At 43.8% G+C, this 22,461-nt stretch carries 29 protein-coding genes; 1 reads left to right on the top strand and 28 read right to left on the bottom strand.

Annotated elements, in window-relative coordinates; genetic code table 11:
* Nucleotides 1-16: 16 nt before the first annotated feature.
* The 5 genes from floA to mtaB form a co-directional block, all read right to left on the bottom strand.
* Nucleotides 17-1,030 (bottom strand): flotillin-like protein FloA, encoded by a 1,014-nt coding sequence (floA, locus tag MKZ11_RS15035; protein WP_340795208.1) that lies wholly within the window; start codon nucleotides 1,028-1,030, stop codon nucleotides 17-19.
* Nucleotides 1,030-2,361 (bottom strand): NfeD family protein, encoded by a 1,332-nt coding sequence (locus MKZ11_RS15030; RefSeq protein WP_340795207.1) that lies wholly within the window; start codon nucleotides 2,359-2,361, stop codon nucleotides 1,030-1,032. The genes floA and MKZ11_RS15030 overlap by 1 nt, the downstream gene beginning before the upstream one ends.
* A gap of 188 nt (nucleotides 2,362-2,549) precedes the next feature.
* Nucleotides 2,550-2,723, bottom strand: coding sequence for a 30S ribosomal protein S21 (gene rpsU / locus MKZ11_RS15025; protein ID WP_067208368.1), 174 nt, complete (start codon nucleotides 2,721-2,723; stop codon nucleotides 2,550-2,552).
* 105 nt (nucleotides 2,724-2,828) lie between these two features.
* A complete protein-coding gene (deoC, locus tag MKZ11_RS15020; RefSeq protein ID WP_340795206.1) occupies nucleotides 2,829-3,500 on the bottom strand; it encodes a deoxyribose-phosphate aldolase in 672 nt (223 codons plus the stop codon).
* Between the two features lie 117 nt (nucleotides 3,501-3,617).
* On the bottom strand, nucleotides 3,618-4,973 hold the full coding sequence (mtaB, locus tag MKZ11_RS15015; protein WP_340795205.1) for a tRNA (N(6)-L-threonylcarbamoyladenosine(37)-C(2))-methylthiotransferase MtaB: 1,356 nt from the start codon (nucleotides 4,971-4,973) through the stop codon (nucleotides 3,618-3,620).
* A gap of 212 nt (nucleotides 4,974-5,185) precedes the next feature.
* Here mtaB and MKZ11_RS15010 point away from each other — a divergent pair, with 212 nt between their 5' ends.
* Entirely contained in the window at nucleotides 5,186-5,713 is a 528-nt protein-coding gene (locus MKZ11_RS15010; protein ID WP_340795204.1) for a DUF4352 domain-containing protein, read from the top strand.
* Between the two features lie 120 nt (nucleotides 5,714-5,833).
* Here the strand turns inward: MKZ11_RS15010 and MKZ11_RS15005 are convergent, their stop codons facing one another.
* The 23 genes from MKZ11_RS15005 to MKZ11_RS14895 form a co-directional block, all read right to left on the bottom strand.
* A complete protein-coding gene (locus MKZ11_RS15005; protein ID WP_340795203.1) occupies nucleotides 5,834-7,117 on the bottom strand; it encodes an N-acetylmuramoyl-L-alanine amidase in 1,284 nt (427 codons plus the stop codon).
* Nucleotides 7,117-7,383: a holin gene (locus MKZ11_RS15000; protein WP_340795202.1), complete on the bottom strand. Its 267-nt coding sequence runs from the start codon at nucleotides 7,381-7,383 to the stop codon at nucleotides 7,117-7,119. Before MKZ11_RS15000 ends, MKZ11_RS15005 begins: the two co-directional genes overlap by 1 nt.
* Before the next feature lie 14 nt (nucleotides 7,384-7,397).
* A complete protein-coding gene (locus tag MKZ11_RS14995) occupies nucleotides 7,398-7,802 on the bottom strand; it encodes a hypothetical protein (protein ID WP_340795201.1) in 405 nt (134 codons plus the stop codon).
* Between the two features lie 53 nt (nucleotides 7,803-7,855).
* Nucleotides 7,856-8,053: a hypothetical protein gene (locus MKZ11_RS14990; RefSeq protein WP_340795200.1), complete on the bottom strand. Its 198-nt coding sequence runs from the start codon at nucleotides 8,051-8,053 to the stop codon at nucleotides 7,856-7,858.
* Nucleotides 8,054-8,056: 3 nt separating this feature from the next.
* Nucleotides 8,057-8,215: an XkdX family protein gene (locus MKZ11_RS14985; protein WP_340795199.1), complete on the bottom strand. Its 159-nt coding sequence runs from the start codon at nucleotides 8,213-8,215 to the stop codon at nucleotides 8,057-8,059.
* Nucleotides 8,212-8,433, bottom strand: a complete 222-nt coding sequence (locus tag MKZ11_RS14980) for a hypothetical protein (protein ID WP_445327002.1) — start codon at nucleotides 8,431-8,433, stop codon at nucleotides 8,212-8,214. The genes MKZ11_RS14985 and MKZ11_RS14980 overlap by 4 nt, the downstream gene beginning before the upstream one ends.
* A gap of 6 nt (nucleotides 8,434-8,439) precedes the next feature.
* Nucleotides 8,440-10,725, bottom strand: a complete 2,286-nt coding sequence (locus MKZ11_RS14975) for a glycoside hydrolase family 78 protein (protein ID WP_340795198.1) — start codon at nucleotides 10,723-10,725, stop codon at nucleotides 8,440-8,442.
* A complete protein-coding gene (locus MKZ11_RS14970; protein WP_340795197.1) occupies nucleotides 10,712-11,776 on the bottom strand; it encodes an RNA-directed DNA polymerase in 1,065 nt (354 codons plus the stop codon). Before MKZ11_RS14970 ends, MKZ11_RS14975 begins: the two co-directional genes overlap by 14 nt.
* A gap of 128 nt (nucleotides 11,777-11,904) precedes the next feature.
* Nucleotides 11,905-12,033, bottom strand: a complete 129-nt coding sequence (locus MKZ11_RS14965; RefSeq protein WP_340795196.1) for a hypothetical protein — start codon at nucleotides 12,031-12,033, stop codon at nucleotides 11,905-11,907.
* Nucleotides 12,034-12,384: a diversity-generating retroelement protein Avd gene (gene avd, locus MKZ11_RS14960; RefSeq protein ID WP_340795195.1), complete on the bottom strand. Its 351-nt coding sequence runs from the start codon at nucleotides 12,382-12,384 to the stop codon at nucleotides 12,034-12,036.
* Between the two features lie 20 nt (nucleotides 12,385-12,404).
* Nucleotides 12,405-12,779, bottom strand: coding sequence for a hypothetical protein (locus MKZ11_RS14955; RefSeq protein WP_340795194.1), 375 nt, complete (start codon nucleotides 12,777-12,779; stop codon nucleotides 12,405-12,407).
* Nucleotides 12,766-13,101 (bottom strand): hypothetical protein, encoded by a 336-nt coding sequence (locus MKZ11_RS14950; RefSeq protein WP_340795193.1) that lies wholly within the window; start codon nucleotides 13,099-13,101, stop codon nucleotides 12,766-12,768. The genes MKZ11_RS14955 and MKZ11_RS14950 overlap by 14 nt, the downstream gene beginning before the upstream one ends.
* A gap of 4 nt (nucleotides 13,102-13,105) precedes the next feature.
* Nucleotides 13,106-13,963, bottom strand: a complete 858-nt coding sequence (locus MKZ11_RS14945) for a phage tail protein (RefSeq protein WP_340795192.1) — start codon at nucleotides 13,961-13,963, stop codon at nucleotides 13,106-13,108.
* Entirely contained in the window at nucleotides 13,956-15,089 is a 1,134-nt protein-coding gene (locus MKZ11_RS14940; RefSeq protein ID WP_340795191.1) for a baseplate assembly protein, read from the bottom strand. The genes MKZ11_RS14945 and MKZ11_RS14940 overlap by 8 nt, the downstream gene beginning before the upstream one ends.
* A complete protein-coding gene (locus MKZ11_RS14935; protein WP_340795190.1) occupies nucleotides 15,076-15,384 on the bottom strand; it encodes a GPW/gp25 family protein in 309 nt (102 codons plus the stop codon). Before MKZ11_RS14935 ends, MKZ11_RS14940 begins: the two co-directional genes overlap by 14 nt.
* Nucleotides 15,384-15,791, bottom strand: coding sequence for a phage tail protein (locus tag MKZ11_RS14930; RefSeq protein ID WP_340795189.1), 408 nt, complete (start codon nucleotides 15,789-15,791; stop codon nucleotides 15,384-15,386). The genes MKZ11_RS14935 and MKZ11_RS14930 overlap by 1 nt, the downstream gene beginning before the upstream one ends.
* Entirely contained in the window at nucleotides 15,788-16,174 is a 387-nt protein-coding gene (locus MKZ11_RS14925) for a hypothetical protein (RefSeq protein WP_340795188.1), read from the bottom strand. The genes MKZ11_RS14930 and MKZ11_RS14925 overlap by 4 nt, the downstream gene beginning before the upstream one ends.
* A gap of 1 nt (nucleotide 16,175) precedes the next feature.
* The gene (locus tag MKZ11_RS14920; protein ID WP_340795187.1) at nucleotides 16,176-17,198 is read right to left on the bottom strand and encodes a phage late control D family protein; all 1,023 of its coding nucleotides are present in this window, start codon (nucleotides 17,196-17,198) and stop codon (nucleotides 16,176-16,178) included.
* Nucleotides 17,195-17,395, bottom strand: coding sequence for a tail protein X (locus tag MKZ11_RS14915; RefSeq protein ID WP_340797015.1), 201 nt, complete (start codon nucleotides 17,393-17,395; stop codon nucleotides 17,195-17,197). Before MKZ11_RS14915 ends, MKZ11_RS14920 begins: the two co-directional genes overlap by 4 nt.
* A 14-nt stretch (nucleotides 17,396-17,409) precedes the next feature.
* Nucleotides 17,410-19,986 carry a phage tail protein gene (locus MKZ11_RS14910; protein WP_340795186.1) on the bottom strand — a complete coding sequence of 859 codons (2,577 nt, stop codon included), beginning with the start codon at nucleotides 19,984-19,986 and terminating at the stop codon, nucleotides 17,410-17,412.
* Nucleotides 19,987-20,161: 175 nt separating this feature from the next.
* A complete protein-coding gene (locus MKZ11_RS14905; protein ID WP_340795185.1) occupies nucleotides 20,162-20,461 on the bottom strand; it encodes a phage tail assembly protein in 300 nt (99 codons plus the stop codon).
* 24 nt (nucleotides 20,462-20,485) lie between these two features.
* Entirely contained in the window at nucleotides 20,486-21,001 is a 516-nt protein-coding gene (locus MKZ11_RS14900; protein ID WP_340795184.1) for a phage major tail tube protein, read from the bottom strand.
* 2 nt (nucleotides 21,002-21,003) lie between these two features.
* On the bottom strand, nucleotides 21,004-22,458 hold the full coding sequence (locus tag MKZ11_RS14895; RefSeq protein ID WP_340795183.1) for a phage tail sheath family protein: 1,455 nt from the start codon (nucleotides 22,456-22,458) through the stop codon (nucleotides 21,004-21,006).
* Nucleotides 22,459-22,461 lie beyond the last annotated feature (3 nt).

The raw sequence follows: 22,461 nt of genomic DNA, 5'->3' as shown, positions 1-22,461 counted from the left end.
AATGGCTTCTCAATTATTAGTCCTTCTTAATTTCTGAATCATCTCGATTTCCACCAAAGTTGCTAATGGAATCTCGCATTCCTGTGTCTGCCTGGATATTTTTATAATTCACATAATCCATAACACCAATATTACCTTGACGTAACGCTTCTGCCATAGCGAGCGGAACTTCCGCTTCAGCACTGACAACTTTCGCACGCATCTCTTCAACTTTCGCTTTCATTTCTTGTTCACTTGCAACAGCCATTGCACGGCGTTCTTCAGCTTTTGCCTGCGCAATGTTTTTATCGGCCATTGCTTGTTCAGTTTGTAGTTCCGCACCGATGTTTTTGCCGATGTCAACGTCTGCAATATCAATTGATAGAATTTCAAATGCAGTACCGGAGTCAAGCCCTTTTGCTAAAACAGTTTGAGAAATCATATCTGGGTTTTCTAATACTTTTGCATGGTCAATAGATGAACCGATTGTTGAGATGATCCCTTCACCAACACGTGCAACGATTGTCTCTTCACCAGCACCACCGACAAGACGGTCGATATTGGCACGTACTGTAATACGAGCTTTTGCTTTTACTTCAATCCCGTTCATTGCCACACCCGCGATGAATGGTGTCTCAATAACTTTCGGGTTAACCGACATTTGAACTGCTTCCAAAACGTCACGGCCAGCAAGATCGATAGCCGCTGCACGTTCAAATGTAAGTTCGATATTTGCACGATGTGCAGCAATTAACGCATTGACGACACGGTCAACGTTCCCTCCTGCAAGATAGTGACTTTCAAGCTGATTAATTGAAACATCAAGTCCAGCTTTATGAGCTTTAATGAGTGGATTAACAATCCGACTCGGGATTACCCGGCGAAGACGCATACCAATCAGTGTGAAAATACTTACTCTGACGCCTGCCGCCATTGCTGAAATCCACAGCGTCACAGGGACGAGTGTGAAAAATACCGACAATATGAGGATTGCCACAAATGCTATTGCAATGATTGTAACTACACTTCCTGCACCAAAAAGTTCTGCCATTATTTAATTTCCCCCTTTTCTACTGATTCCCTTACTACAACCCGGGAACCTTCAACCTTTACAATGATAACACTTATTCCTTTAGCAATGTAGCTTCCTTCAGAAACGACATCGATTCGTTCACCATCTAACTCAATTGCACCCGATGGTCTCAGCGCAGTCGATGTTTTTGCAATGCGCCCAAGCAATTCAATTCTGTTCACATTCGAAACATAGCCACTTTCTGTATCAGTTGTATCCATCAATACAACTTTGTTGAGCAAGTGCAATTTTTTACCGAAAAATTTCATAATAATCACCATCCCTATAACAGCGATAGCAACCGCGATAAGGACAGAAATCGCCATATACACAGGATTGCCGCCCGCCATAATGATACTACCAATAATTGCGAGCGTTCCAATGACCCCTGCTATACCATGGGGCAAGAAGAATTCCGCTACGATGAGAACGACCCCTATTAGAAACAGGATAATCGTTTCATAACCTGCAAGCCCGGCAACAAGGTGCCCGTAGAAAAATAAAATTAATGAAATCCCTGCCATCGTTCCAGGCACACCGAATCCTGGAGAATACAGTTCAAGTACAAATCCCAATCCAGCTATTGATAAAAGGATAGGTACCACGACTGGGTTCGTAATGAAACGCGCAATTTTTTCAGTAAATGTTTCACTAGTTGAAATGATTTCTGCGTTTTCAAGACCTGTAACTTTTCGTAATTCATTGAAAGATGCCACTGTTTCTTCACTATATCCGACCTTTTTCGCTTCATCTGCTTTAAGCGTCAGCAGTTTTCCTACTCCAGCCCGGTAATCATGTAAATCTATGTCGGGATCTGCCATCGCCTCTGCGTATATCGGTTTTCTTCCTTTTGACTCAGCGGCAGTTATCATATCTGCAACCCAGGCACTCTGCGCTTTGACACCGGCCGCATTTCCTTCAGAATCGATTACTTGTGCAGCTCCCATTGTTGCGGTTGGCGCCATATAAATCTCATCTGCATGAAGGGCAATGAAAGCACCGGCAGACATCGCTTTATTATTAATGTAAGCGATTACTCTCAAGTCACTCTCATCCATAAGCTTGGCAATTTGGTCAGCTGCATCAGTAAAGCCACCCGGCGTATTAATCTCTAGGATAATGGCCTCTGCCTTCGCCTCTTTAGCTTCAGTGAATGACCGTTGCAGAAAAGCATACAATCCTTTCTCAACCACATTTTCAACTGGAACTTTATATACCTTAGAAGTTGCAGCTCCTGTTTCTAAGAGTGGGAACGCGAACACGGAAACGAATAAAATGAACAGAAGAACTCTTCCTATCATTTTACGCATAGTATTTTTCACCTCTCTCTATATAATCTATTATATATCTTTATACGTTCCAAAAGCTCGGAAGTTTCATTTTCTTTAAAAAAGATTATGTTTCTTCATAAAACAAATAAACCGGAAAACCCATAAAGGATTTTCCGGTTTACCAAATTTTAAATTTAAAACAAGGTCGAACTCATCACCACAGGAAATCAGAATTTACGTTTCCTTGCAGCTTCAGATTTCTTTTTACGTTTTTCACTCGGCTTATCATAAAACTCACGCTTTCTTACCTCTTGTATTGTTCCACTTTTGGATACAGTACGTTTGAAGCGGCGAAGAGCATCTTCAAGCGATTCGTTTTTACGAACAACAGTTTTCGACATATCTCTTGTCCCTCCCTCCAAACACACTTCTAGAACACGACCAAGTGCCATGTACTCATAAATTATACCGCGGATTTAACTATAGGTCAATATAAAACTTTCAAATTAATAATCGGATTTAGATTCTAGCCCTTGCATAATCTGGACCCCAGAACTTGCACCGATTCTTGTAGCCCCTGCATCAATCATTTTCTTCATGTCTTCTAAGTTTCGGACACCGCCTGATGCTTTGACGCCCATATCTGGTCCGACCACTGCCCTCATTAGTTTAACGTCTTCTTCTGTCGCACCGCCTGTTGAGAAACCTGTCGATGTTTTCACAAAATCGGCACCTGCAAGGACCGAAAGTTCACATGCTTTTCTTTTTTCGATATCCGTCAAAAGGGACGTTTCGATAATCACTTTGACAATGGCTTTCCCTTTTGCCGCATGTACAACAGCTTCAATATCTTTTTTCACAGTTTCATCATCGCCACTGCGAAGAGCACCGATATTAATAACCATATCAATTTCAGTTGCTCCATTTGTAATTGCATCTCCAGTTTCGAACGCCTTAACTTCGGATGTTGAAGTACCTAGAGGAAAACCAATAACTGTACATACTTTCACAGGTGATCCTTCTAGCATATCCGCTGCTGTTTTAACCCAAGTCGGATTTACACAAACGGATGCAAATGTGTATTTTCGTGCCTCTTCACATAGTGCTGTAATTTCTGTTTTCGCCGCGTCCGCTTTTAATAATGTGTGATCAATATAAGTTGCAAAATTTGTATTCAAATGAATACCTCCTCGAGTTGTCCGTACTTCTCACATCATATCAAGAACAATTGATTTCTGCACGGAAAAAGCTGAGCTACCCATAAAAGGGCCTGCTCAGCTTTCAAAGGAATGTAATTAAACAAGCTGAGTTTCTTCCTCAATAACGCGGACAAACTGTCCTTTATTGTATGGATAGCCTGCTTGTACAATTTTCACACGAACAATTTTACCCACCATAGATTCATCAGCGGGAAGAACAACTTTTAAATAGTTATCCGAATATCCTTCATAAAGACCGCTGTCCGGATCAAGTTTGTATTTCTCTTCTGGAATAACTTCAAGCACTTCATTTTCAAATGTTGACGCATACTGTTTCGCCAGCTGATCGTTCAATTCAATCAAGCGATGAACACGTTCATTTTTCACATCCTCAGGAACCTGGTCATCCATTCTTGCAGCAGGAGTCCCTGTCCGTTTTGAATAAGGAAATACATGCAGTTCTGAGAATCGGTGGTCACGGATGAAGTTATACGTTTCCATAAACTCTTCTTCCGTTTCACCAGGGAAACCAACGATGACGTCCGAAGTGATTGCCAGTTGCGGTAGCGCTTCACGAAGTCTGTCCAGACGTTCTGCGAAAAATGCCATTGTATACTTCCGCCGCATACGTTTCAGAACTGTATCAGAACCCGACTGGATTGGAATGTGTAAATGGCGGACGATGGTAGTTGAATCGCGCAAAACATCAATTACTTCATCCGTCAGCTGACTCGCTTCAATCGAACTGATACGAAGACGCTTCAGTCCTTTGACTTGTGCTTCAAGATCACGGAGCAAACGTGCAAGATTGTAATCTTTCAGATCTTCTCCATAGCCGCCCGTGTGAATGCCCGTTAAAACAAGCTCAAGATACCCAGCATCCACAAGTTGTTGCGCCTGACGAATGACTTCTTGAGGATCGCGCGAGCGCATAAGTCCCCTCGCCCACGGAATAATGCAGAACGTACAGAAGTTATTGCATCCCTCTTGGATTTTGAGAGACGCACGCGTGCGATCCGTAAAAGCAGGGACATCTAGTTCTTCATAAACCCTGTTTTTCATAATGTTGCGGACAGCATTGATTGGCTGCCGTTCCGTACGGAAGTCATCGATTAGTCCAAGTAGTTTTGTCCGGTCTTGTGTGCCGACAACGATATCTACACCTGGAATCGCCATGATTTCTGCAGGAGATGTTTGTGCATAACAACCTGTTACACAAATAACAGCATCCGGATTTTTTCGAACAGCACGACGAATGACTTGTCGGCTTTTCTTATCACCAGTATTCGTCACAGTACATGTATTAATGACATAAACATCGGAGTCCTTTTCGAAATCACCGCGGTCGTATCCGGCTTCTTTGAAAAGTTGCCAGATTGCCTCAGTTTCATAATGATTCACTTTGCAACCTAAAGTAAATAGGCTCACTTTTCGTACGCTTTCATCTTTCATGTATAATGACCTTCTTTCGTTCTATTCTATACGTGGATTATGATAACATATTCTATTTGAAATCAATAACTAAAACAGGTGGTCGGTCGCGGCTGCCTGTTTTTATTTGCAGTTATCCACAACAGGAAGCGGATTTCTTTTTCACCAAGTATAGCCAATTAGTTTTATTTGTCGTACTATGTAACTATCAAACTTTTGGAGGAATGACAACGATGAAGAAACTTATGATGTTATTAATGCTATCACTGGTACTTGCTCTAGCGGCTTGCGGGGAAACGGAAGGTACAGATAGCGCAAGTGCTCCTAAAGCGGATGACAAGGCTCCTGCGGAAACCGAAAAAGTAGATGCGCCAGCTGAAGAGGTAGAAGAAAGCAAGAATCTGAAAGTCGGAGACGCTGCTACTATCGATGATATTACTGTTACAGTGACGAAAGTGTCAGTTACAGACGAAAGAAATGAATTCGACGAAGTTAATCCTGAACGCGCGATTATCATCGACTTCACGGTTGAAAATAATTCAGATGCAGATTACCCGGTAGGCATGGACTTCTCATTTTATGTTGACGGGAAAAAAGTTGAAACGTTAGCGGTCGGTAATGTTACGATGGACGCAATTTCTCCTGGACGTTCAATTGACGGCCAAGTAGCTTATCCAGCCGACGGAGAAAAGTTGGAATTGGAATTCAAGCCGATGATGCACTTCGGAAACGAAAAATATATATACGACATCGAGCTGTAAAACAAAAAAGGCGACCATTCCGGAATTTCGGAGTGATCGCCTTTTACTTTGTTCTTATTTAACTGTGATGTGGCCACTTCGCAAACGTCGGTGTAACAGCATTCTTCTGTTGGCCAAGTGTCACTTAACGCGGGTATCATTATTCGCGGCAGCGCCAGCAATTAATGTCGCGAGATACACAGCTTTCGAAACAGTCATCTTTCCGGACTTCACATCAGTTTCATGTTCCTCGGATGAAAATATTCCTTTCGCGCGCGCATGTTTATAAACTTTTGCCATCTCGTCTTTTTGTGATTGCGCTAGTTCCAAGTAACCTACCTCCTTTTTTGGCGCTTCCGACTTCGCAGGTTCAACTTCTTTCGGTTGCAACTTGAAGTGAGCTACCAAACCTTCTGCAATTGCTTCGCCCTGGGCTTTTAACCTGGCGTCATTTCTTAATGCATTTATGTCTGTCGTGGAATCCATGAAACCGCCTTCCGTCAAGATCGCTGGCATACTTGATTCTCGTGTCATGTGCAAATTCTTCACTTTGACACCACGATCACGCAGCCCCATCGCTTTAACGATGCGAGGCTGTACGAGTTTAGCGATTTCCTTCGACGCTTTACTGGCTGTTGGGTCTACGTATGTCTCTACGCCTCCCCATGTTCCCCATTTACCCGTATTGGCATTATGATGGATTGAAACAAGGGCATCCGCCCTCCACGCGTTGGCTTTGTCCGTGCGAGTTTTTAAGGGTATATCCGTCTTACCTGTTGAGTCATCGAGTCTAAGGATCTGCACGCCCTGGTAGGTGTTCAACTTTACTTCAGCAGCACGCAGCACCTTATCATTAAACGTCCACTCCCGTTCTCCATCCGGCGTACGCTTGCCCGCTGTGTTAATTGCGTGCCCGGCGTCAAATGCGATTTTTACTGTTTGCACCACTTGCACCACACCCTTGTCGTATTTATTTAGATCATACTGTTCTATCAATTTATTAAGTTTGATCGGGTAGTTAACGTCTGTCGCATACCCTGCCGCCTTTACTGCTGCTGTCGCTTTTTTATAATCCCTTTGATTGAGAACGGCCGCATATCTATTGTGCGATTCCCAACCCGTGCCATTGGCGTATTTATGGACCAAATCTATTACGCAGCCTTCATAACTTGGATATTTTCTAAAATCAGCAATAATTGGTTGGACATTTCCGTTCACGTCATGTTCTAAGGTCCCTTTTACGTAAGTTTCTCCGCCCCAACCACTTCCTGCCTTGATACCAAAAAGATTATTCGCATTCTTAGCCAATTCACTCGTTCCACTTGCACTTTCCAGTATTCCCTGCGCTATTATCAACGACGGCAAAACGCCGTTCGCAATTCCGTGTTTGGTAGCAAACGGCGCTAATTCATCAATAAAGCTCATTATTCGTTTTCCTTCGTATTTCCGTCATGTTTATTTCCAAGTTCGAATAACCCTGTCGCTGAAAGTCCGGCTAATCCACCCGCCCATAATCTCAATGTCAGATCCAATTCAGTGAACGGTGACGCCGCGAACCCGATAGCAATTCCGATTACAAATGCAATAAGCGGAATATAGTTCTTTTTAATGTTCATTGTTTGTTTAGCCAACTGAACTGCCGCTAAAATAACCGGCGCAAGAACAGTCGCAAAAATTAATACCGCTGCCAATGTCCTCTCTCCTTTCAATTAACAAATGATTGAAGCAGAATATAAATAATTCCGCCCGCGCCAACTAGTTTAAGGATTATGTCACTCCATCTTTCGAATTTCGTTTTAGCTAATTCTTGCTTTGACATGGTGACTTCATGTTTTTGGGAATCGCGTAGTGTAATCAACTGCCATTGCTTATCCATTGTCGTCTGAAAAAAATTGCGAGTTTCTCTATTTTCAGTGAGTATTGTGTTTTCAAGTTTCGTGTAGTTTTGTTCAACTTCGTTCAAACGACGCTCCTGTTGTTCATTGTCTACTTCTACGAGTTTCAAACGCTTGTGTTTGTCCTTATCCCACATTTCCAATTGTTGCAACCTGTCGCTATGCTGTTGCAATCGTTTATCATGTGCATCTAAGCGTTCGTTTGCAGGCATCATCTAATCGCCCCTTCCGAGAAATTTAAAAAGAACGCCCCTCGAAAAGGGCGCCTTCAATCATCTGACTTCTTTTTCATTAATTCATTAATTATGGCTTCCTGTTCCATCGTCTCGTTAAGCAAGCTGCACATAGCTTCGTTTTGCGCGTGAATTAAATCTTCTTGGGCTGTTATCACGTTGAGCAAAAGCGCTTTAGAGTCTCCTGGAACCTTTTCTCTCAAAACGTGTTCAGATAAATCAACTATGGTCATTTTTTACTCGGCCGGAACTTCTGAATCGAAGTCTTCCCCCGTGATTCTCTTGAAATCTTCTTTCGTGATTTCCCCGAATGGCATTTGTTCTGTTTTTACAACCATCCGAAGCAGCGCGACATCTGCCCAACCCCACAAGAAAGCATTCTCCCAAAAAGTCATTGCCCTACACTTCCCTTCAGCATCAATATATCAATCTTCATTTGTGTTAATTCTTGCCCCAATTGACTGATTTGAGCATCCTTCTGTAAACCCTTTGCCTTTTCTTGCGCAAGGGAAAAGCCCAAACTTTGCAGCTGGGCGTCTTTCGCTTTCAATTGTTCTTCCTGGTGCCGGATAGTATTGAGTTCCGTTTGTACAATCGGACGCATTTTATCCACTCCTTTTTAATCGAATGTAAGTCCAATCGCTTCGACGCTAATCGGAGCCGTTGAATCGTTTGCTTTTATCACCAATCTCACACCAATCGCAAAATTCGTTGCCGTTTTTTCGGTGTTCGTGAAATTATAGTAGTCCATTGATAAAAATTCCGCCGTTGCGTCTTCCCACGTCGGAGTTACGTCAAGCGCATTGTTAGAAAACTCAACTTCAATCGTCGCCTTGTTACTGCCATCCGTCGGCAATTGGTAGTCCGCCGCAAATAAGATACGGCGAGCTGCAACAACTTGGGTAGAAATCGGATTCTTTATTTGGAATTCCAGTCGGTTTCCTGAACGAATACGGCGAATAGCGGACCATTTGCCCCGTGCAAGCGTACTCGCGTCGACAGCTGCCATCCTCCAGTAGTACGTCTTGTTAGTATCGAGATCGAGCTGCATCGCGTACGTAACTGATTGGCCTTGTTGGTCGTTCTTTACGCCTTCTTCCGGAATGTCGAAGCCATTCACTTGCCAACCGGCGCGATTTTGACTGCTGCGGAATTCAAGCACCCCTACTTCAAACGATTCATCTTCCGCTACTTGCACAGCGAAGTGTTGTCCATCGTTTTCGGGATCGGTACCAATAATTCCGGCAAATGTCGGTTTTGAGCTTGTACGATAGTTATCAACAGGTCCGGTTTGTATTGGAGCTGTCGGAGTCGCGTTGGTTCGGATATACGCTCTTTCGCCGTCTTTTGAAAGACCGTTCGGGTCCCAAGCGGTAACAATTGCGTAATACGTTACACCATCCGCAAGTACGCCTTCTGGCACCTGGTGCTTTTGCAGATTTTTGTTGATCTTTGCAGAGTCATAAACCAAGCCATCGTCTGATTTTTTGTAAACGCGCAATCTATACGCCGCTTGCGCTTCCAGGTCTAAGTCTTCGAAATGCCAAATGAATTCAGGAGAAAGCCCTGCACCCATCGGAGCTTCCGGATCATTACTACCTGGCTGAACATCCGTAATATTCGGCGCTCGGTTCGGCAAGATGAATTCAGGGAACGAATACTCGCTCGCGACATCGAATTTATCCCAAACGCGCACTCTCCATTTGTAGCGACCGCCCCAATCCAGTGGAGACGGCAATTGATAGAACGATTGCGCCGATTGTTGCTTTCCTGAATCATGGATAACATTATCTTCAAGATCTTCTACGATGAATTGATACGCAGATTGCATGTCGCCAGTATCGACGTCATGGAATCCCCAAACGAAAATAGGCGTCGTCGTAGCGACTATTGCCAGGTTAGCGAGATCCCCTTTCGGCTCAACTGGCACCGCCGTTGGTGGCGCGTTAGTTTTAGTAAATGTATAAACGCGGGTCGACTTCGCTCCTTTTGAATCGGTCGCCTCGACAGTAATTGTCGATTCGACATTCAAAGGAATGGACGCCCATTGAGCTAACGTGATATTTATTTCTTGATTCGCTCCTTGTGCAACCCCTGCCGCAGTACGGATGACTGTCGTGTTCAGTTTTTCAACAACATTGACCGCGTCATTTTCTGGGTCAGAGACCTGGTAAGTCACCGCAAAAGGACCTGTTTTATTCCCGAGGTTTTGTGTTCCGCCTGAGATCACAGGGGCAGAATTCAGAACTTCAAGTGCGGGGCGCCAACCGATACTCGCACCGCGAGTCGACGACGTACCGTTGTTCCACCGACGAGCCGAACCGCCACGGACAGCGCGGTACGAGCCATTTGCCGCGTACGTCTCTTGCGCCCAAGAATACATGTAGTACCAATTCCAGAACTGGTTGTGCGCTCCGGTTCTATCAGCTGCAACCAGGGAAGAATCCAAGTCGGTTGCCACAGGTTTCGGAAGTCCTGCATAATTTGCTTCATTGACAATAATTTGATCCCATTCATTATCGGTTGGAGTTCCGCCAGCATATGAATCGCCACTTCGATAATTAGAACCGCCTGTTAATGCACGCAATTTGTACTGTTGTCCATCAATCGTAATTTCTTTACCGAAAATTAAACCTTGAGCATTCAAGTCGTCCCAGGATACCTGTTCAAGAATATTTCTGTCAGCAACTAAAAGTTTCTTCGCGCCAACAATCACTTCTCGCCACTTGATTTTATAAGCGTTGTCCGGATCTGTGTTACGTATTTCTAGCGTTTGTCCTGCGCTAAAAATAGGGATATTCCCAGCGCCTGGGGTAGACCCGCTGCGCCACGGATTTGTCGGATTCAGCTGCTTCGCTCCAGCTTTGTAGAAAGTACCTAGTAAATGCAAATCACCGTTTGCCAAATTTCTCATCTCCTTCAATTTTCACATAAGAGTAGGGCGCGAATATCTTTTTCGTCAGGTTGTAAGAGTTCGAGTGGCGAGCGTGTCCAATCCATGAATTGACTGATTGTTTCACGTCATGCAGCTCTATTTCTCCGTTCTCCAACTTCCGATTCATCGCCTTAATTCTCCTCTTAACTGCACGCTTAGATTGATCCCGTACAAGTCGGTGCGTCGTCCAAATCTTGTACCCATAGGCGTTCACACCCTGCGCTAAGGGGAATATTTGAGACTTCTTAGGGTTTTCAATAAGATTCAATCGATCACGCAAAAATAAGCACATCGCCGCCTTGAGGGCCTGTGCTGCATCTTTTCCTTCAACTACGGCAATCATGTCATCCATATACCTCGTATAATATCTAATGCCTAAATGCCGTTTTACATACTGATCGATTTCATTCAAATAAATGTTTGCGAAATCTTGTGACGTGACATTGCCAAGAGGTATGCCTGTTTCACCTTCGGGGCTGCTGTCGATAATTCGATCGAGCAACCAAAGCGTCTTGGCGCACTTTATTTTCTTTCGTAAAATCTTTTTAAGAATCTCTCTATCTATCGAATAGAAAAACTTCGAAACGTCCACAGAAACAATCCACGGTTCGAGAAATTCCCTTTCCACAATCCGCATATCCCGCTGAACTGAATGAACGGCTGCATGTGTACCCCGCTCTTCCAGGCAAGCGAATGAGTCCGAAATGAACACATTTGCATATACGTGTTTGATAATGTGGTGCGTCGCGTACTGAACGACCTTATCACGCACTCTAGGAGCGCTCACCCAGCGCCTCTTAGGCTCATATACTTCAAATCGGATGTATTCACCCACTTGGTACTTTCCCCACTTCAGGTCGTGCCACAAGTCCACTAGATTCTTGTCTAAAAGCATAGAAAAGAGGATTGCATCCTTTTGGTATTTGCGATCCCCTTTCGTAACTTGCGAAAATGCGTATTCGAGATTTTTAAAAGAAATTATTTTGTTATATAAATTATCATATTTAAAAGCTTTCGCCATAACGGCTCCTTTCGGTCGGCGCTACGACTATTCATGTGTTTACGTCAAAGACGAAGGATTACGACTCCCTTGAAGTTAAGTCAAAGCCATGTCAACACATCCGTAAACGTGCTGATCGTAAAGTGGTTCTAGCTAACAAGGCGGGGCGCCAACCGATATTCGTATTGCGATTCGACGACGTATTGTTGTTCCATTGACGAGCCGAATTGTTGCCACGGATAGCGCGGTTCGAGCCAAACAGTCATAACCCTATGCATTCAATATTTATTCGATTTCATCCAACCGCCTAAGATACGACCGATCTCAGCAATTTGTTGCTGAATTTGGGTATTTTTCTTTTGCGTAATGAATTTCTGTTTCTTGGCAACGCCAAACAGGACGAGTAGGAGTTTTAGATAAGCATCTACCTCTTCCTGATATTGCCGCCTCTTATGCCGGACGTTGTTCGCCAACATGATACAACGCATTGCAGCATAAAGCGCTTGTTTGATTTCTTGTGACAAAGCAAATTTTTCCGCTTTCGGAAAGTTGACCAGCAGCGGGTACGAAAAATATAGCAACGCTTCGGTCTTTTTATAAATAACTAAATCCGCGGATGGAAGTGACAAAAACAATCTCCTTCTTTCTTTTAAGGCAAATAAATTCGTTGTAGCTCAGTATCGTGTGCTCCGGCATTCAAGTCGATTCCATCTAACGTCTCAAAATTATCGACGAAGATATTCGAAGTGAGTCCACTTGTAACGGATGCTTTCAGCAAAAGAAATTCGAAGCGCAAGTTTTTCTGCGTGCGATCCGAATCTTCAAGATAGTCAACAACGTCATTAATTCGGTCGTGCGCAAGATCTGCTCCTGTTTCTAAATTATTACCGCGTTTAGCGGTGAATTTCACCCCTGGATGGCTGCGGTCTTTTTCCGGATCATCAACCTTATCAAACCATTCGGTGGGTTTATAGTCATATTTAGCGTCCAATAAATCTTGTAATTCAATGTTATGCTCCGGCATCTTCGCTCGCCTCCTCTTTCAATACAACAAACAACTTAATGGCGATTTGCCAGCCGTCGTCGCCTTTTTCGATGTAGCCATTTCCGGAACCCAACGACGCTCCACTTTGCGTAAACAGCTCAATACGCTCGATATTGCCGACAGGTTCGTCTTCTACTTCGAAGTAGTGTTTAAAAAAACCGTCTCGCTCAACTGTTGCAGCAATCGGATATTCGTATCCTTCTCCGTCTATCGTTATAATTGCGTAATCTGCAATGCTGGCGAACCTTCGTCGTCCTTCTTCGATGTAGTATTCATTCGGGATAAACTTAAATTCATCCATTTGGTTAATCTCCTTCCGCATAAAATTCTCCGCAAATCGGATAAACAAGATTGAAATCATATGCTTCGACGCTAGTTTCCGCTTCAAGGCTCACAGTGGTTGTTCTTTTAAACAACAGCTCTATTTCTCCGCAAACAGGGAATGCCTTCGGAAAATTATAAGCGCCGTCTATCACGCTCACATTGCCGCTATCGACCTGCGCGAATTCTTTTTCTGACAAAGGGTACTTGACGCCGTATTGATACGTATCATCAATTAGACTGATTTCCCCGCCCTCCATTTGGATGAATTCTTTTTCTCCGCCAAACTCTCCGCAAATCGGATAGAATACAGGGTAATTATAAGTATCGTCCACAATGTAGATGACCCCGCCAGCAATCACAATTACAAACCCGTCAAACCACGAGCGGAGATTTTTATAAATCGCGACCATTTTATTCATGCTCTTTCTATCTACGACGCTGAAGTTCGGAGCCATTTCCACCATAAAATGATATGGAGCTGCGTCATATTCGAACCACTCAATGACCTCCGCCTTAACGCCCACATTCAAAAGCGCCCGTTCAATAGACCCTGCTGTCCCTTTTAACATATGCAGTATCAATGAGCTGTCCAAAATATCGCGTTTTACATCAGGAAGGAAACTTTTATCATAGAAATCCACATGTGAATCCTCAGCCCAGGCATCCAATATATGATCGTCTTTAATTTTCGGGTCTGACCGAAATCCGAGTTTCCCACTAAGTGTGAATATAGAATCAGTAGAATTGTCAACGGCGAAAGCAGCAGCAATAATGTCTTCGTCTTCCCGCAAATTTACTGGAATTAAGTCATATAATTTAGAATCTCTAATGTCAATCATCTTCGACACCACCAAAAACCAAATTGACCAAACGCTCCTTCGCTACCTCTGTGTCACTAACGACAATATGCGTTGGAAGTGTCACTTCGACTCTTTTTGCCCCTGCATCCCTCAATTTAAAGATAAGTTCAGACGGATTGACGTCCCTGCCTATCTTTAATTTTTGCCACTTCAAAAACTCCTGAAATGCGGTTTCTATTTTGCTTTTAACCGCTGCCGTGTCGGTAACTTCGCTCGGAATGTAGTAAGTAACCTCTGCATCGTATACGACAGCCGATGGCGCGTGCGTTTTCACTCTATCAGTTAATGGGCGTATATCTTTGCTAAAGTGATTGTGAAGCCCATCAAGGAACCCTTGTGAAGGAAGTTCACCATCCGCCAAAAGGACATAAAGATCCACCACGCCGCTGCCCTCTTCACTCAAAGGCTTAACGTCAATAATTAACGAGCTGTACGACTTGGCGTGGTAGATATAGGCGCCTTCTGGTCCTGCGACACTAAAACCCTCCGGCGCTAAATGAACCCTCTCTCTGAACGGCTCGTCGCCCTCTTTGTCCACTCCACCTTGCGTGGCATCTAAGTTCAACGCCGAGATCATGAAAGGTAACTGCTCCACCATGACGTTGATCTCTCCAGGCGAGTAATCATTGCCGACGTCGCCAAACTCTTCGCACACGACCGGCACAATGATTTCTGATTCACCAGCATTCAATACGTAGTCTTCTTCAGTGGAGAAAAATAAACCATCGGCCGGCGTGAACCTTTGACCGCTTGGAATCAATCGAGCAGCCTGCCCACTTTGCGAAGCTGTTATTTTCATTCTAGTTTTGGCATAACCAGGCTTTCCTCTGAAGGTCTTTACACCGGAACCCAAATGGTCAAGCTTATCGCTTCTGGCGTATTTCACAAAGTTTTGCTTTCCTACATCATTGATTATTTGCCTTAACTGAATTTCTCTTAAAGCCTGGGTATAAAGAAAAATACGCATCGGATCTCCAGGATAAAGTTTCGCTTTCACTCCTGTGGATTCGAAATACGCATTTTCATAATCACTAATTATGTTATTCAGAATCAACTCCGGATTAGTTTCGACGAAATCGAAATCCGGAAGATCACTCAGCTTCAATTTGGATCACCACTTTCGGATATACGACGCCCTCAATTGCATCGTGCGAAAACTCAACAGCAACCACGGACGCCCTCGGTTCGTACCTTCTTACCTTCGTGACACATTCCACGGTGTATAGCCCTTTCACCTCGCCAGCTGGCAGGTCTAATATTTCTCCTCTGATACCGAATTCTCGGTCATAAGGAACTGACCCTTCCGGAGTAGTCAATATCACTTTTACATTTCTGAATACCTCCTCATTAAGCGTTGAATCAGCAGCAAGAATAACTTGTGTTTCTCCGTACTCCGTCATCAAAACACCTCCACGTATTCTTCCAACGTGACATCAACGTCGCAGCTATAAAGTTCACCTTTGTTAAATATGACATTCCATGCCTGGGAAACGTTTTCGACGGTCCATTTGTCGAGACCGAGCGCCCTTGTGCCGACGACTAATACGTGCGCTTCGCCCGCCCTATTCATCCGCAGCCATCTTTCAGCGTCAACACGAGGGTTCACACCATTGGCAGCTGACAGATGGATAGTGAACGTAATTACATCCAATTCAGGGCCAAGAAATTCTTTAACAGGCTTACGCCCTATAACTGCGTGCTTCTCTGAACGGACAGAAGACTCGCGTTTGAAGTCGTTGAAAGTAAGTATTCTTTTGTCTCCAGTCACGAACTTTATTGGGCCGTAGTAACCTATCACTATAATCACCCACTTTTAATCGTTCCTTTTACAAGCAAATTACCGTTTATCACAACGTCCTTTGCATTTTCGATTGTCAATTCTTTGATTCTGTAATCATATTTTATAGACAAATCATCATCCAGTTTTTTTACGTATATTTCTTTATCCTTAATTGGAGGAGGGTTTTCATCATGATAGTACCCCCCTAAACAAAATCCTTGCTCCGTCCCGTTAGGCAAAAACAAGCACAGCGCACTTTCGCCTATTCTCGGATAATTTTGCTCATGGCACATTAAAGGGATGTCCGGGACAACCTGGTCGTCTTTATCCGGAAACATAACACGCACCGTCCCTTCTTGATCGTTCGCGCCGTCTACGATGCCTACTCTGATTATGTCCGAAAGTTCCAATTCAGTATCCCCCTTTCAGGACTTTGTGTAGTTCCAACGTCGTCTTGTATCCCGCTAAAGAGTGGACCGCTTTATCGATGTAGTATTTTCCGTCGAAACTACCAAACCCTATTAAGTCGATTGTAGACGAAGAAAGCAGCCTTGTGTCCCCGACCAATTCCAGCGTGGCTTGCGTCTCTTTTTTATTCAATTTCCGCAACGTATTTTTCGCGAGTCGCTCGGCTTCTTCTTCATTCGCGACGCGTCTGTTGATTTTATGGATACGATCCTTTTCTTCGTCTATTTCCTTTGTGGCATATAAATACTTGATCGTCTTTTTCGTTTTTGAGTCAAAATAAGTCAAACGGACTCCAGCATAGGCCGTGTTCGTGTACGTCGTTTTGAAAGAATATCCCGTGACCGAACTGTCGTCTTCCCTGAATGTGGCGACTACCTTTTTCGCTTCGTATTCAACTTCTCTGAACACGATTATTTGTTTATCTGTTACCTTCAACGAAAAGCCTTCATCTTCGCACAACTTTTGCAAGAATGCAGCATCCGATTCATCCTTTTGCGCCTTGTCTTTGAAACTCGGATTCAACTTACTATCAAAGAACAATTGTAATTTGTATCGAGCTGCTATGTCCGACGCTATGGCTTTTATCGTGATGTTTTTCCAAGACTTACTTCTTTTCAAGTTCATAAAATTACTGCTCGCGGGTACAGAAATCCCGTTTAAACTAATGACAGATGGACGACCGCTATACTCCGGTTCATCCACGACGAAAAAGCCACACGGCAACCTCTTTTTCTCTCCGTCTTTCCGCCAATTCACCGTGACGATATTCGCGGTGAATGTATCCCCTTTGTCAAACATCCAATTAGATATCCATTTCCTTTTAGCGTCAGATATCTCGATTGCTACATCATCCGCAGCGCCGCCCGCATTGTCGGTATAGGTGAAAGTTTTTAAATCAGACGCAAGATCGTGAGTGATGTTGACCCCGTTATATTCCAGTTCGACGTATGCTCTTCTTGTTTTCACGGAGTTCCCCTCTTCCAAGGTGGTAAGTTGGAGAATTGTTGGGTTTCTTCGAGTTCTGGAACTATTAATTCTACGCCAGAAGAAAAAAGTAACTCACTGGCTAAGTCCGGATTAGCTTTCATAAGCAAGTCTGTATGATACTCGCTACCGTAAATATTTTTAGAAATCGTATCCCACATATCACCCTGAACCGTCACATATACCAATTAAGTCACCCCCTATTGAACGACAATCTTTCTTCGTCCGATTTAACTTCCTTCGTCCACCGCTTGAATTCTTGGAATCCTTTTCCGCTAACTTCTTCGACATCCTTTTTCGTTGCGTTCCCGTGAATAATATAATTTGGGCTATACACGTATTGCGCATTCGAGTCCCCTTTACCAGAACCGCCTAACAAAGCCTGAAGCTTCGACAAAGGAAGAACCGCTTCCTGTTCAGCCCCTTCACCAATCATCGCCAAAGTCGGTCCAGTCGTAATTCCACCTTGTGCAAGCATAGGAATTTTAGGAAGGTTGAACCCTATTGTTTTTCCGCCAATCCCAGGAACCCAATCAGGTACATTCAACTTAATTTTATTCACTCCGCCGATCATTGCGTTGGCAGCCATAACAAGACCGTTTATAGCGCCTTTCCCGGCAGCTGTAACACCTGTAAATAGTCCGCCCACAAGACCAGACACTGCACTTACTACGTTTTGTACTAAAGTTTGCAAAAAGCTGAACGGTGCAGCCATTGCGGTTTGGATATTTAAAAATACAGTCGAGATATGGCCCCAAAGCATCCCCATAAACCCTTGTATAGATCCGATGAAGCCGCTGACCCTAGCAAGTACCGCCCCTATCACGCTAGACACCGTGTTTCCGATAAATCCAAAGATTCCCGAAAAAACACCACGAATAGCCGAGACGATTGACATGAAGATATTGACTCCGAAAGTTCGTGCCATCTGGAAGATAGAAACAAATCTCGTTACTGCATCTCTAGCAACTCCCACCACTTTACCAATAGAGCTTGAAATGGTTCGCAAAATCCCTATGCCGATTTGATAAAACTTATCCATGAATAGGTGATAGTAATATTGCACGCTTGTAGCAATTCTAGGACCAAGCCCTTTCAGGAATCCCCAAAACGCTTTCGCTATCGTTGCAATGCCTTTTACCAACTTCCCCATCATCATGAGATTCCAAAGATTCCATAAAAATTGAATAGCTCCCGAGAATAATTGTTTAACGCCCGTCCAAACGCCTGCCCAATCGCCTGTAAATACAGATGCAAATATTTTCACTACACCAAGTATTATTTTTAAAGCACCTTGAATAACACCCTTTACGTTGTTCCAAACGCTATTTAGGATGAACATAATCACCGGAGCCAGCACTTGTACAACTTTATTGATTCCGGCAAAAACATTTTGGACGGCCTGCATAATTTGCGCACCGTTTTCGTTCCAAAAAACAATCAGTTGTTCGAATATCCCCAAAAGAAAAGCAACTATTTTCTCCACGAAAGGAGATATGATTGCTATAACGGTTTTTACGATTCCGATAACGGAACTAAAAACAGTGCCTACGATTTTAAAGACATTTGACAATGCGGAAATGTATGACGACCCGTTTTTATTCCAGAACTCCGAGATCTGCCTGAACACATTCAGAACTACCTGTCCGATCCGAACAAATATTGGTCGAATGTTGTTGACGATGCCTAATGCACCTTGAATGATTTGTGCGCCATTTTCGCTCCAGTAAGTCCTAATCTTAGTGAATACACCTTGTAAAGAAGATGCCGCTTTCGAAAATATCGGACTTAGTTTGCCGAAGGCTCCAAATGCGACATCCCTCACAGAACCGAGCGCTCCCGACACTTTTTTGATATCCGGTAGATAACTTGCGAACTTTTTAAAGCCTTCAATCACTTTCTCGACATCTATTTTCTTAATTATTTCTGTTGCATTTTTCAATTGTTTAATCACAATAGGCAAAATAGGCGAACCGAATTTCACCAGCATTTCGTTGTACGTGTTCTTCAGCATTTTCACGTTGTTTTCGTACGATTGAGCTTCCCTCGCACCTTGCCCAAGGACACCGGAACTAGTATGTTGCTCCAGGGCCACCATTGTTTTAATGGTTTCCTGCTGCTCTGCTGTTAGATTCGCCCACTTCTTCCCATATTCTTTCAGCCCTCTATCGCTCATCATCGATGCGGATGTATTTACCATCGCCGTGTCCACTGAAGTGTACTCGCCTTTTATCATACCCATGAAGCGAGCGGTAGTATCGGCCATTCCTTCGTTCGCAAAAGCATTAGCATCGACAGTTCTATCTAAATACTGCTGCGCGATCCCGTGTGCCTTTCCCTCTTCAATGCCTTTACCTTTGAGGATGGCGACATATTGCATATATGTTTCTTGCAATTCTACAGGGTGCTTATTCCACGTAGCCGACATAGAGTTAAGATACTTGTCCGTCGAACCCTTCATTTTCCCCATAACTTGAACGTACTGCTCCTGCTTCGCTTCGATATCCGCAGTCGTCTCAATCATTTTCTTTCCGAATTCGACTATTTTATCAACGGCGAACGCAGATGCTACAACCGCTCCGATGCCGATTATCGCGCCTTTCATCGAACCCATTGAACTAGTCAACCTTCCCGCTCGACTATTAAGATTGCCTACGTTGTTGTTCATATTACTTAAATTCTGATTGGCGTTAGCGAATGCGGTACGCATCGATGAATCCATCCGAGCACCTAGTCGAAAAGCGATCTCATATGGTTGTCTTCTGCTCATCTGCTTTTGTTCGCCTCCTCAATCTCATCTATTACTAACCTCAGCTCATCAGTTCTAAGAGCTTCGAAGTATTCGATGCTTGTGTGAGTTGACATAGAAAGACGAACACACACTTTTCTAAGTATGGGTCCGTCTGTTTGCTTTATATATTTGTCGTTATCCCGTTTGACGAAGCCTATTCGTTCAAAAAACTCATCACGATATTTTTCACTTTTAACCCTTCTCGCGCAGGAAGTCCTTCAAAGAACTCTATCGGTTTCCCTGTCGCTTTCGATGAAAGAATGCAAGCATAGCCCGTCGTCAGTTCGTTCATGACTGAAAATTGACCAATTTGGCTGAATTGGCTGTCCGCCTTAATTAAATCGCCTGTTGAAAGTTCATCAAGCTTGGACAGGTCTACTTCTTTGTAATCAGTCCCCTCGAACGGGTACGGCTTTTTAAACACAACTAGCATCTCGTTTTCTTTTTTTAACAAAATATTCTCCTCCTAATAATTAAATTAAATAGCGTTTCGTACATCTTCCATTAGGTCTGTACCGTTGACGATAAAAATAAAGTTAAGCTTATCGAGTTCTAATAGCGTGACGCCGTTTTCTTCGATTTTAATGTACAAAATTTCAATTGTGTTTGTTGTTTCTGTCGGGGTTCCCACGCCGACTTTACCGAGATTCAAACCTTTCGGCAGACCCTTTATCGTCACTTTTAAAGGTCTGATATTCGTTTTCCCGCTAGAAACGTCGTAACTTTGTTGTGCTGCCCGCAAAATGATAGTCTGCCCTCTGTTTTGAAGGAATTTGAAAGAAGGGTCGCTAATAGACCGAAAAGGAATTTCGATAGTTTGCGAACCGAAGTGACCAGGCGTTGCGGATTCATATTCTCCCGCAATGCCTGCCCCCGATATCGTTTCTGTCATCGCTTCAAAGTCCGGAAGCGTAACCTCTGCCGCGACGCCTACAAGCTTATCGGCATCGCTGTACACGTTAAAATTGACAATCTTTTCTGGAATAGTGCTCATCTTCAATCGCCTCCGAATAATGCATTATTTAATATAGTGGGGTCGAACTCAAGCACGTTGACAATGTGTTCAGCTGGTGGGAAGAAAGCCACCTTTTGAAGAAATTGAATACGGCCGTTCAAGAGATTTGTAACCGGGTTATCCTTTTGAAGGAATTCGATTTTAGCGCCAGCAATCTGCTGCTGCGATTGCAAACCATTCCCGCGAATGTTTTCACTATCTACAACAGATTCAATTAATCTCAAATTCGTCGGATCGTCCACCTTATCAAAATAAGTTTGGATGAACGTGTTCCCCCACCAGTTGAACATACGTCGAACTGGCACAAAGCGATCTTTAATGTCAGAAGTAGACGGGTAAGCACCAGTGTTATTACCCCAAGTTCTCCACCCCTTCATATTGATGGCTGTAACGATTCCTGCGCCATTTAAAAAATTCCCTTGCAATTGGTCCAAGAAGACCTCTGTTCCGTCTGCGAGCAGCGTCCCGGTAATCGGCAAGCGTTTGTTTGACGGAGAAACGTATGGCACGTCGTCATTTATCGCATCCGTGAAAGCCGTTTGCGCCGCCACCAAAGCACTCATCCAATAAACTTTGTTACCGACTCGTGCTTTCGGCCAACAAATGATGGAATCTTTGCTAGTGTAGCTGTTCATACTTTTCCACGTAGGGGCATCTTGGTAGTTTTTAACTTCTCCACTGTCGATATCTAAAACGTTCATAGCGTTAAAGCAAGAATTGATGAATCTGCTCTTAGCATCAATAACAGCTGCCACTACGGGAAGGTGCGACCATCCTGGTGCAAGAATAAGGCCTGGCACATCATTTAATCTTGGATAGACCTGATCTATCACTTCTGAACCCTCGTACTTGCCAGTTGCGACGTCGTAGCCCCCGACAATATCATTCTCGGTGACTTTTGCCGGGTCCAATTCTTTGTAACTAACATCCAACTCCGCCGCTGAAGCAAGGTCGCCCGTTTCGTCCAAAATCGTGATTACAACAAACCCATCGCGATCAAACCCTACAGAGAAATCCTTGTCTCGCTGATAACCGACACTAGCAACTTTTACCGAAATCGAATCTAGCAAGATGCCCGTCTTCTTAATTAAACCTTCGCTTTCCTTGACTGGAACAACCGCGTCATCCACTTGCGTGAAGTGGCGTGCCGGATCTAGTACATTGATAAAAATAATAGGAGCAACATTAAACACTCTAAAAGTCGCATCCATCGATTGGCATAATGTGTACTGCTCCCAATCGTCGCTGTACCCGACCTTTTCCGTCGCCTCTTTCCAATCTGTCGCCAAAATAGGTTTATTTACGGCCGAAGAAGGATCTGCAACCATGTTTACAGGAGCCGTTCCGATAACCACTTGTATTCCAGCGCTAGACTGAATCGGTGGAATAATAGAAGTGGGATTTTCCAATATTGTAATTCCGTGATTGTAAGCCATCGA

Origin of the sequence: Sporosarcina sp. FSL K6-1508 (assembly GCF_038007465.1) — a bacterium.
GTDB classification, from domain to species: Bacteria; Bacillota; Bacilli; order Bacillales_A; family Planococcaceae; genus Sporosarcina; species Sporosarcina psychrophila_B.
Note: the sequence above shows the minus strand (reverse complement) of the source record. Positions and strands in the feature narration are given on the sequence as shown.

What these genes read in the sequence shown, in the direction of transcription:
- mtaB (WP_340795205.1), bottom strand. Translation starts at nt 4,973, where the DNA reads ATGAAAGATGAAAGCGTACGAAAAGTGAGCCTATTTACTTTAGGTTGC.
- MKZ11_RS14970 (WP_340795197.1), bottom strand. Translation starts at nt 11,776, where the DNA reads ATGGCGAAAGCTTTTAAATATGATAATTTATATAACAAAATAATTTCT.
- MKZ11_RS15005 (WP_340795203.1), bottom strand. Translation starts at nt 7,117, where the DNA reads ATGAGCTTTATTGATGAATTAGCGCCGTTTGCTACCAAACACGGAATT.
- MKZ11_RS15030 (WP_340795207.1), bottom strand. Translation starts at nt 2,361, where the DNA reads ATGCGTAAAATGATAGGAAGAGTTCTTCTGTTCATTTTATTCGTTTCC.
- MKZ11_RS14910 (WP_340795186.1), bottom strand. Translation starts at nt 19,986, where the DNA reads ATGAGCAGAAGACAACCATATGAGATCGCTTTTCGACTAGGTGCTCGG.
- MKZ11_RS14995 (WP_340795201.1), bottom strand. Translation starts at nt 7,802, where the DNA reads ATGATGCCTGCAAACGAACGCTTAGATGCACATGATAAACGATTGCAA.
- MKZ11_RS14955 (WP_340795194.1), bottom strand. Translation starts at nt 12,779, where the DNA reads ATGCCGGAGCATAACATTGAATTACAAGATTTATTGGACGCTAAATAT.
- MKZ11_RS14965 (WP_340795196.1), bottom strand. Translation starts at nt 12,033, where the DNA reads ATGCATAGGGTTATGACTGTTTGGCTCGAACCGCGCTATCCGTGGCAA.
- floA (WP_340795208.1), bottom strand. Translation starts at nt 1,030, where the DNA reads ATGGCAGAACTTTTTGGTGCAGGAAGTGTAGTTACAATCATTGCAATA.
- MKZ11_RS14990 (WP_340795200.1), bottom strand. Translation starts at nt 8,053, where the DNA reads ATGACCATAGTTGATTTATCTGAACACGTTTTGAGAGAAAAGGTTCCA.
- rpsU (WP_067208368.1), bottom strand. Translation starts at nt 2,723, where the DNA reads ATGTCGAAAACTGTTGTTCGTAAAAACGAATCGCTTGAAGATGCTCTT.
- MKZ11_RS14950 (WP_340795193.1), bottom strand. Translation starts at nt 13,101, where the DNA reads ATGGATGAATTTAAGTTTATCCCGAATGAATACTACATCGAAGAAGGA.
- MKZ11_RS14945 (WP_340795192.1), bottom strand. Translation starts at nt 13,963, where the DNA reads ATGATTGACATTAGAGATTCTAAATTATATGACTTAATTCCAGTAAAT.
- MKZ11_RS14935 (WP_340795190.1), bottom strand. Translation starts at nt 15,384, where the DNA reads ATGACGGAGTACGGAGAAACACAAGTTATTCTTGCTGCTGATTCAACG.
- MKZ11_RS15010 (WP_340795204.1), top strand. Translation starts at nt 5,186, where the DNA reads ATGAAGAAACTTATGATGTTATTAATGCTATCACTGGTACTTGCTCTA.
- MKZ11_RS14895 (WP_340795183.1), bottom strand. Translation starts at nt 22,458, where the DNA reads ATGGCTTACAATCACGGAATTACAATATTGGAAAATCCCACTTCTATT.
- MKZ11_RS14985 (WP_340795199.1), bottom strand. Translation starts at nt 8,215, where the DNA reads ATGACTTTTTGGGAGAATGCTTTCTTGTGGGGTTGGGCAGATGTCGCG.
- MKZ11_RS14900 (WP_340795184.1), bottom strand. Translation starts at nt 21,001, where the DNA reads ATGAGCACTATTCCAGAAAAGATTGTCAATTTTAACGTGTACAGCGAT.